The organism is Kitasatospora sp. NPDC056783, from assembly GCF_042789895.1.
GTDB lineage: Bacteria > Actinomycetota > Actinomycetes > Streptomycetales > Streptomycetaceae > Kitasatospora.
In genome coordinates this window covers 1-9179 of sequence record NZ_JBHUAF010000353.1, presented here as the reverse complement: position 1 = coordinate 9179, position 9179 = coordinate 1, and the positions used below count along the sequence as shown (strand labels likewise).

At 72.9% G+C, this 9179-nt stretch carries 8 protein-coding genes and 1 riboswitch; of the genes, 6 read left to right on the top strand and 2 right to left on the bottom strand.

What is annotated here, in order from left to right; translation table 11 throughout:
• Positions 1 to 43 precede the first annotated feature (43 nt).
• Together ACFRMQ_RS33065 and ACFRMQ_RS33060 are read right to left on the bottom strand one after the other, a co-directional pair.
• Positions 44 to 1960: an acyl-CoA synthetase gene (locus ACFRMQ_RS33065; protein WP_380734434.1), complete on the bottom strand. Its 1917-nt coding sequence runs from the start codon at positions 1958 to 1960 to the stop codon at positions 44 to 46.
• A gap of 20 nt (positions 1961 to 1980) precedes the next feature.
• Entirely contained in the window at positions 1981 to 2304 is a 324-nt protein-coding gene (locus tag ACFRMQ_RS33060; protein WP_380734435.1) for an alpha/beta hydrolase fold domain-containing protein, read from the bottom strand.
• Positions 2305 to 2507: 203 nt separating this feature from the next.
• Here ACFRMQ_RS33060 and ACFRMQ_RS33055 point away from each other — a divergent pair, with 203 nt between their 5' ends.
• The 6 genes from ACFRMQ_RS33055 to ACFRMQ_RS33030 form a co-directional block, all read left to right on the top strand.
• Complete coding sequence (locus ACFRMQ_RS33055) at positions 2508 to 3551, top strand: AraC family transcriptional regulator (RefSeq protein ID WP_380734433.1); 1044 nt, start codon at positions 2508 to 2510, stop codon at positions 3549 to 3551.
• A gap of 108 nt (positions 3552 to 3659) precedes the next feature.
• Positions 3660 to 3851: riboswitch (cobalamin riboswitch) on the top strand.
• 173 nt (positions 3852 to 4024) lie between these two features.
• On the top strand, positions 4025 to 5524 hold the full coding sequence (locus ACFRMQ_RS33050; RefSeq protein ID WP_380734432.1) for a CoA-acylating methylmalonate-semialdehyde dehydrogenase: 1500 nt from the start codon (positions 4025 to 4027) through the stop codon (positions 5522 to 5524).
• The gene (locus tag ACFRMQ_RS33045; RefSeq protein WP_380734431.1) at positions 5521 to 6669 is read left to right on the top strand and encodes an acyl-CoA dehydrogenase family protein; all 1149 of its coding nucleotides are present in this window, start codon (positions 5521 to 5523) and stop codon (positions 6667 to 6669) included. Before ACFRMQ_RS33050 ends, ACFRMQ_RS33045 begins: the two co-directional genes overlap by 4 nt.
• Positions 6669 to 7742 (top strand): enoyl-CoA hydratase/isomerase family protein, encoded by a 1074-nt coding sequence (locus tag ACFRMQ_RS33040; RefSeq protein ID WP_380734430.1) that lies wholly within the window; start codon positions 6669 to 6671, stop codon positions 7740 to 7742. Before ACFRMQ_RS33045 ends, ACFRMQ_RS33040 begins: the two co-directional genes overlap by 1 nt.
• A complete protein-coding gene (gene mmsB / locus ACFRMQ_RS33035) occupies positions 7739 to 8626 on the top strand; it encodes a 3-hydroxyisobutyrate dehydrogenase (RefSeq protein WP_380734429.1) in 888 nt (295 codons plus the stop codon). Before ACFRMQ_RS33040 ends, mmsB begins: the two co-directional genes overlap by 4 nt.
• On the top strand, positions 8623 to 9179 hold a 557-nt coding region (locus ACFRMQ_RS33030), incomplete at its 3' end, for an enoyl-CoA hydratase-related protein (RefSeq protein ID WP_380734428.1). The genes mmsB and ACFRMQ_RS33030, both read left to right, overlap by 4 nt.

The following is a 9179-nucleotide window of genomic DNA, read 5'->3' as shown; positions in this document are numbered from 1 at the left end:
TGCCCGGCCCGGCCGTCGCCGGTCATGGTCGGCCGGGTGGCGCCTACCGGAACGACCACTCGATGCCGGACAGGGCGAGTCGGTCGGTGATGCCGGGGCCGAGGCGTGGGTCCTGGGCCTGGGGGAGTGTCACGGTCGTTCGGCCGTCGATCACGGTGCACAGGATCTGCTCGTGGTCGACGGTGAGGCCGAGTTCGGCCAGGGCGGCGGCGACGGCGCGGCGGGTGGCGTCCAGGCGCAGCGGGATCTTGTTCGGCTTGCCGATGTCCGTCAGGGGCAGTGCCGGCAGGACGGTCACGCTCTTGGGAGCGGCGGCGCGTTCGGGTACGTGCCGGGCGGCGAAGGCCGCCAGCTCGTCGGGTGTGGTGTCGTGCGCGCCGGGGGCGAGGGTGACGTAGGCGACGGGGACCTCTCCGGCGTGGGGGTCGGGGCGGCCGACCGCGCTCGCGCCCGTGACGGCCGGGTGGGCGAGGAGGGCGTCCTCGATGACGGCGGGGTCGATGTTGTGGCCGCCACGGATGATCAGGTCCTTGGCGCGGCCGAGCAGGTGGATGAAGCCGTCGGGGTCCACACGGGCGAGGTCGCCGGTGTCGAGCCAGCCGTCGCGCACGCTGCCGAGGGTGTCCAGACGGGGACCGTGGTCGTCGTGGCCGACGACGTAGCCGGGGAAGACGGTGGGGCCGCCGAGGGCGAGGTTCCCCGGTTGTCCCGCCGGGAGGTCGTGCCAGTGGCCGTGGTCGTCGATCCGTATGGTCTTCGCCCGCTGGTAGGGCATGCGCTGTCCCGCCGCCCCGGGCCGGCGGTGCTCGTGCAGGAAGCTCCGTGCGCTGCCGCAGGTGGCCTCGGTCAGTCCGTACCCCTGGCACAGCGGAACACCGGTGTGCCGCTCGAAGGCCTCGAGCACCGCCGCGGGGAGGGGGGAGGCGCCGACGATCGCGAAGCGCAGCGAGGAGATGTCGGCGTCGACCGGCACGCGTGCGAGGCCCGCGTAGACGGTCGGCACCGCGGACATGGTGGCGATCCGGAAGTGCTCGACGATCTTCCAGAGGGCCGGGAACAACGCCGGCTCGCGGTAGCCGAGCGGCCCGGCCCACACGCTGTGCTGTCCCCGCAGCAGGGGGGCCAGCAGGGTGACGACCAGGGCGTTGACGTGGAACAGGGGCAGTCCGGCGAAGAGCGCCGCATCGGGGTCCAGCAGGCTGTTCGCGGCGATCATCCAGGCGTCGGTCACCTCGTTGGCGTGGGTGTGCGCGGCGAGCTTGGGGGCGCCGGTGGTACCGCCGGTGTGGAAGAGGGCGGCCAGGTCGTCGGCCTTCGGGGGGACCACCCCGGGATCGAGCCGTGACGGCTGGTCGTCGGCGGCGGTGTGGAGGTAGGCCACCTCGACGCCCGTGACGGGTTCGAGTTCGGGTGCGGGTGCGGCGCCGGGTGTGTCCGAGGGGCGTAGGGCGAACAGCGCCGTGACGCCGAGTGAGGCGGCCACGGCACGGGCCGTGCGCCAGGTCTCGGCGTCGAGTTCGGGCCCGGCGGCGACGAGGATCCGCGCTCCGTCCAGGCGCAGCAGCCGTTCGGCGTGCTCGGCGGAGAGCGCCGGATTGACCGGCGCCGCGATGCCCGCGAGCTGGGCCGCGAGCAGGGCGGCGGGCAGCAGGGCGGTGTTGGGGGTGAGCAGGCCCACCGCGGTCGTGCGGCGGACGCCGTGCTGGTGGAACAGGTTCGCGATGCGGTGCACCTGGTCGCGCAGCCGGGCGAAGCTCGTGGTGGTGCCGTGCGTCCACCGCTGCGCGCTCGGCAGCACGGTGAGGGCCAGCCGGTCCGGCCACAGTTCGGCGGCGCGGGCCAGGGTGTCGTAGGTCGAAGCGGGCAGGCCGCGGTCCCGGAGGGGGACCGACTCGATCGCCGCGAGGTGCTCCGGCCGGTCGTACGCGGGCCAGAGCGGGTCAGGGTGAGGGTCGTTCACAGGGAGCTTCCTTCCGTCGGTCAGGTCCTTGAGGGCGGCGTTGGTCCAGGCCGTCGCGTCGCCGGCGGCGGGGCTGAGGTGGTCCAGGCCGTGGAAGCCGTGGACGGGCCCGTCGAAGCTCCGGTGCGCGACCCGCGCGCTCCGGCGTCGCGCGGAGCGTCGGCGTACCGGTCCCCCTCGTCGCGCAGCGGGTCGAATTCTGCCGTGACGACCATGGCCGGCGCCAGGCCCGCGAGGCTCCGCGCGCGAAGGGGCGCGAAGGGGCGCGAACGGGCGGGACCCTCGGGGTGGCGTCGAGGCGGGCGGCCGCCTCGTACCCCCTGGCCGACCTCGCGGACGTCCACCGCCTCGGCGAAGCCGGCCGCATCCGAGGCGAGGCCGTCGTCGTCCCCTGAGAACGGCGCCCGCACCTGCGTCTCGGTGGGCACCTGGCCGGAACCGAGCTCGGCGCGCGTCCGCGCCTGCGGACGCCGCAGTGCGGGCGTGACAATGGCACCAGGGAGGGCCTTGCCCGCGCGGCGAGGACGGTGTGTCCGAAGGGGGCGGGATGTCCGCACAGGAGAAGAGCGTGCTCCAGGGTGACGGTGTGTTCGAGAAGGGCGGTTTCGAGTACTGGCGGGACGTGCTGGCGAGGACACGGGAGTGCGAGGCGACGAGTGCGCACGAGGACGACTTCACGGGGCAGGTGCGGTGCTTCGGTCTGGGGCCGGTGGTGCTGTTGGGGTCGTCGTTCCCGTCGGCGCGGTTCCGGCGCACCGAGCGGATGATCCGGCGTTCGGATCAGGAGCTGTACTACCTGACGCTGCTGACCTCCGGATTCCACGGGCTCAGGCGCGGGCGGGACCAGGCGGAGACCTTCGGCGTCGGGGACCTCTCCTTCATCGACAGCTCCACCGCGCACGACGCGCGGATGGTCGGGGACCGGACCCCGGGTGGGGGAGGTCCGGAAGTCGCCGGCGTGGGCATCGACCTGCCCGTCTCGCTGCTGCCGGTGCCGCCGCGTCGGCTGCGCGACCTGCTCGGGCGCAGGCTCTCCTCCAGGGCGGGAACGGGCGCGCTGCTGGCGGACTTCCTTCTCGGCCTGGACCGCCAGGCCGCCGGTCTGCACCCCGTCGAAGCGGCGCGTCTGGGTGCGGTCGCGGTCGACCTGGTGTCGGTGTGGATCGCCGGGGAGCTCGACGCCGAGCGCATGCTGCCCGAGGAGGCCCGGCGGCGGGCCCTGGTGGAGGGCATCCGGGCGTTCGTCCGCGGCAACCTGCACGACCCGGGGCTGACCCCGTCCGTGATCGCCGCCGCCCACCACATCTCCGTCAGCCATCTGCACCGCCTCTTCGCGCGCCGCTTCGAGGGGGAGAGCCTGGCGGGGTTCATCCGCGACCAGCGCCTGAGGAAGGCCCACCGCGAACTCGCCGACCCGCTCCTGCTGGCCCTGCCGGTCCACGCCATCGGGGCCCGCTGCGGCATCCCCAGCCCCTCCGGCTTCAGCCGCGCGTTCAAAGCCGCCTACGGCCTCTCCCCGCGCGAACACCGCTGCCGGGCCCGGTCCCTGACGGCTGGGTCCCACGCCACCGGCCGGTCCCTCGGTGAGTGAACGCCCTGCTGGACGGTCCGGCACGGGCGGCCCCGAGCGTCACGGGGCCGCCCTAGTCGGGGTAGCGGGCTCCGATGGCGCAACGCGTGCGCAGACCTCTGGACTTACTAGGACGTCCAACTATATGGTCGACGGCAGGTCCGCGGTGTCAGGGAAGCCGGTGTGAGTCCGGCACGGTCCCGCCACTGTGACCGGGGAGTTCGTCCTCGCAGATGACGGCCACTGGCAGCCAGCCGGGAAGGCCTGGGGGCGGGCGTGGATCCGGGAGTCAGGATACCGGCCGCGGGTGGTTCGTGTTTTCCACGAGGATGGAGACGACACGCATGACTCCGGGTTGCCCCCGCTTCTATGCCGTGCCGACGATCGCGGTGACCTCGCGTCACTGACGGTTCGTCAAGCACCGCCCACTACAACGGTGATGGCGGTGTGATCTCCATTCCTCCTCTCCCTGCGCGTGACGAGAGAAGGAACCGATGGTCCGAGAACTCACCCACTTCGTCGGCGGCAAGCACACCGCCGGAACGTCCGGTCGCTTCGGCGACGTCTTCGACCCCAACACCGGCCGGGTGCAGGCCCGGGTGCCGCTGGCCGACCGGGCCGAGGTCGAGGCGGTGATCGCCGACGCCGCTCAGGCGCAGCCCGAGTGGGCGGCCTGGAACCCGCAGAAGCGGGCCAGGGTGCTGCTGCGCTTCCTGCAACTGGTCGAGCAGGAGAAGGAGGACCTGGCCCGGCTGCTCTCCGCCGAGCACGGCAAGACCGTGGCCGACGCCCACGGGGACATCCAACGCGGCCTGGAGGTCGTGGAGTTCGCCGCGGGCATCCCGCACCTGCTGAAGGGCGAGTTCAGCGACAACGCCGGCACCGGCATCGACGTCTACTCGATGCGCCAGCCGCTCGGCGTGGTGGCCGGAATCACGCCGTTCAACTTCCCCGCGATGATCCCGCTCTGGAAGGCCGCACCCGCGCTGGCCTGCGGCAACGCGTTCATCCTCAAGCCGTCCGAGCGTGACCCCTCGGTGCCGCTGCGGCTCGCCGAACTGTTCCTGGAGGCCGGGTTGCCGCCGGGCGTGCTCAACGTGGTCAACGGCGGCAAGGAGGCCGTGGACACCCTGCTGGAGGATCCGCGGGTGGAGGCGCTCGGCTTCGTCGGCTCCACCCCGATCGCCCAGTACGTGTACGCGACGGCGGCCGCGCACGGCAAGCGGGCGCAGTGCTTCGGGGGCGCGAAGAACCACATGATCGTCATGCCGGACGCAGACCTCGACCAGGCCGCGGACGCGCTCGTCGGCGCGGGCTACGGTTCGGCCGGGGAGCGCTGCATGGCCATCTCGGTGGCCGTCCCGGTGGGGGAGGAGACCGCGGACGCCCTGGTGGCGAAGCTGGTCGAGCGGATCGCCGCGCTCAAGGTCGGGCGCTCGGACGACCCGGAGGCGGACTTCGGGCCGCTGGTCGGCGCCGACGCGCTGGCCAGGGTCCGGGACCACCTGGACCTCGGGGTCCGGGAGGGCGCCGAACTCGTGGTCGACGGGCGGGACTTCCGCCTGGAGGGGCACGAGGACGGCTTCTTCCTCGGGGCCTCGCTGTTCGACCGCGTGACGACGGACATGCGGATCTACCGTGAGGAGATCTTCGGTCCGGTGCTCACCGTGGTCCGCGCCGCCGACTACGAGGAGGCCCTGCGGCTGCCCAGCGAGCACGAGTACGGCAACGGCGTGGCCATCTACACCCGCGACGGGGACACCGCCCGGGACTTCGCCCGCCGGGTGAACACCGGCATGGTCGGGGTCAACGTGCCCATCCCGGTGCCGATCGCGTACCACACCTTCGGAGGCTGGAAGCGCTCCGCGTTCGGCGACCTCAACCAGCACGGGCCGGACTCGATCCGTTTCTACACCCGCACCCGTACCGTCACCTCGCGCTGGCCCTCCGGGGTCAAGGAGGGCGCGAGCTTCACCATGCCGACGATGGGATGAGCGCCGTGCACGACCTCACCGAGGACCAGCGCGCCATCGCGGAGACCACCCGGGCCTTCGCCCATGAGCACCTCGCGCCGCACGCCGTCGAGTGGGACCAGGCCAAGCACTTCCCGGTGGACGTGCTGCGCAAGGCCGCCGACCTCGGCCTGGCCGGGGTCTACGTGCGCGAGGAGTCCGGGGGCTCCGGACTCACCCGCGCCGACGGCGTGCTCGTGTTCGAGGCGCTGGCCACCGGCTGCCCGTCCATCGCCGCCTACCTCTCCATCCACAACATGGTCGCCTGGATGATCGACCGCTACGGCGACGACGCCCAGCGAGCCCGGTGGCTTCCGGGGCTCAGCGCGATGGGAACCCCGGCCGGCTACTGCCTCACCGAGCCGGGCGCGGGATCGGACGCCGCGGCGCTGTCCACCCGGGCTCGCCGGGACGGAGACCACTGGGTGCTGGACGGCGTCAAGCAGTTCATCTCGGGTGCGGGCGCCGCCCAGGTGTACGTGGTGATGGCCCGCACGGGTGGACCGGGGGCCGCAGGGGTCTCCGCCTTCGTCGTCGAACGCGACGACGTGGGGGTCTCCTTCGGCCCGAACGAGAAGAAGATGGGCTGGAACGCCCAGCCGACCCGGCAGGTGCTGCTGGACGGCGTCCGGCTGCCGGCCGACCGCCTGCTCGGGGAGGAGGGCGAGGGCTTCCGGATCGCCATGAACGGGCTGAACGGCGGCCGGCTCGGCATCGCCGCCTGCTCCCTCGGCGGCGCCCAGGACGCCCTGGAACGGGCCATCCGCTACCTGGCGGACCGCGAGGCGTTCGGCGCCCGGCTGCTGCACGCCCAGGCCCTGCAGTTCCGGCTCGCCGACATGGCCACCGAGTTGGAAGCGGCCAGGTCGCTGCTCTGGCGGGCCGCCACGGCGCTGGACCGGGGCGACCCCCGGGCGCCGCAGCTGTGCGCGATGGCCAAGCGGTACGCCACCGACACCGGCTTCGAGGTCGCCAACCAGGCCCTCCAACTGCACGGCGGCTACGGCTACCTGGCCGAGTACGGCATCGAGAAGATCGTCCGCGATCTGCGGGTGCACCAGATCCTGGAAGGGACCAACGAGATCATGCGCGTCATCGTCGCCCGCGGCCTGACCGGGGCCGCGTGATGGCCGAGAACACCGTCGACGAGATCCTCGTCCAGCGTGAGGGCAGGGCGGGCCTGATCGTCCTCAACCGGCCGGCGGCCCTGAACGCCCTCACCCACGGCATGGTGCGGCGGATCGCCGAAGCCCTGGACGCGTGGGAGGAGGACGACCGGGTCGAAACCGTCGTCGTCACCGGGGCCGGCGACCGGGCCTTCTGCGCCGGCGGCGACATCGTCGCCATCCACCGCGCCGCGACCGGCGGCGACCCGGGCGCCGTCGAGGAGTTCTGGCGGGACGAGTACCGCCTCAACGCCCGGATCGCCCGCTACCCCAAGCCCTACGTCGCGCTGATGAGCGGCATCGTGATGGGCGGCGGCGTCGGCGTCTCCGCCCACGGCAGCGTCCGGATCGTCACCGAGACCACGCGAATCGCCATGCCCGAGGTGGGCATCGGCTTCGTTCCGGATGTGGGTGGTACCTATCTGCTCGCCCTCGCACCGGGCGAGTTGGGCACCCACCTCGCCCTCACGGCCGGCTCCGTCGGCGCCGCGGACGCGCTGCTGTGCGGGCTCGCCGACCACTTCGTCCCTGCCGAGCGGCTGCCCGCGCTGCTGGACGACCTGGCCGAGTCGCCCGTGCACGACGCCCTCGAACAGCACGTCGAGCCCGCACCGGCCGGTGTGCTGGACGCGCAACGGTCGTGGATCGACAGCTGCTACGCGGCGGGAACCGTCGAGGAGATCCTCGCCCGGCTCGGCGACAGCGGTGAGCCCGAGGCCAAGAAGGCCGCCGACCGGATCGCCGCGAACTCGCCTGCCGCCGTGAAGGCCACCCTGGAGGCCCTGCGTCGGGCCCGGGCCCTCGGCCCGCTGGAGGCCGTCCTCGACCAGGAGTACCGCACCTCCTGCGCCGCCCTGGCCACCGCCGACCTGGCCGAGGGCATCCGGGCCCAGGTGATCGACAAGGACCGTTCCCCGCGGTGGCACCCGCCCACGCTGAGCGCCGTCGAACCCGCCACCGTGGCCCGCTACTTCGCCCCGCTCGGCGAGCGCGAACTCGGCCTCGCCGCCACCACACCCCTGGAGCGCTGGTGACCCACACGATCGGATTCATCGGACTGGGCAACATGGGCGGCCCGATGGCCGCCAACCTGGTCAAGGCCGGGCACCGGGTCGTCGGCTACGACCTCGTGCCGGAGGCGCTGCGGCAGGCGGAGGAGGCCGGCGTCCGTGCGGCGGAGTCCGCGGCCGAGGCGGTGCGGGAGGCCGACGTCGTCATCAGCATGCTTCCGGCAGGCCGGCACGTACTGGCCGCCTACGCGGACCTGCTGCCGGCCGCCCGTCCGGGAACGCTCTTCGTCGACTGCTCCACGATCGACGTCGCGGACGCCAGGGCGGCGCACGACCTGGCCGTGAGCGCGGGGCACCACTCGGTGGACGCGCCGGTCTCCGGCGGAGTGGTCGGTGCGACCGCCGCGAGCCTCACCTTCATGGTCGGCGCCGCGGAGCCGGACTTCGAGGCCGTTCGGCCGGTGTTGGAAGCGATGGGCCGCAAGGTCGTGCACTGCGGCCCGGCGGGCGCCGGGCAGGCCGCGAAGATCTGCAACAACATGATCCTCGGCATCTCGATGATCGCGGTCAGTGAGGCCTTCGTCCTCGGCGAGAGCCTCGGGCTCAGCCACCAGGCGCTCTACGACGTCGCCTCCACCGCCTCCGGCCAGTGCTGGGCGCTCACCAGCAACTGCCCCGTCCCCGGGCCCGTGCCGACCAGCCCGGCCAACCGCGACTACGCGGCCGGGTTCGCCGCCGCCCTGATGGCCAAGGACCTCGGCCTCGCCGTAGGGGCCGCCGAGGCCGCCGGCCTGCCCACCGAACTCGGGCGCCGGGCAGCTCGGTTGTACGCGGACTTCGCGGCGGCCGACGGCACCGGGCTGGATTTCTCGGCGATCATCACCACCCTCAGGAAGGACGGCAAGTGACCGGTTACGAGACGATCCTGGTCGAGCGCAAGGGCCGGGTGGGGCTGATCACGCTCGACCGCCCGAAGGCGCTCAACGCGCTCAACACCCTCCTGATGAACGAAGTCGTGGCGGCGGCGACGGAGTTCGACCGGGACCCGGAGATCGGGTGTCTGGTGGTCACCGGTTCGGAGAAGGCCTTCGCGGCCGGCGCCGACATCAAGGAGATGCAGTCGCTGGAGTTCGTCGACGCCTACCTCGGTGACTGGTTCGCCGCCTGGGACCGCTTCGCGGCCCTGCGCAAGCCGGTCGTCGCGGCGGTGGCGGGCTACGCGCTGGGCGGTGGCTGTGAGCTGGCGATGCTGTGCGACGTCCTGCTGGCGGCGGACACCGCCAAGTTCGGGCAGCCGGAGATCAAGCTGGGCGTGATTCCGGGCATCGGCGGCTCGCAGCGCCTCACCCGGGCGGTCGGCAAGGCCAAGGCCATGGAGCTGTGCCTGACCGGGCGGATGATGGGCGCCGAGGAGGCGGAGCGGGCCGGGCTGGTCTCCCGGATCGTCCCGGCGGACCAGCT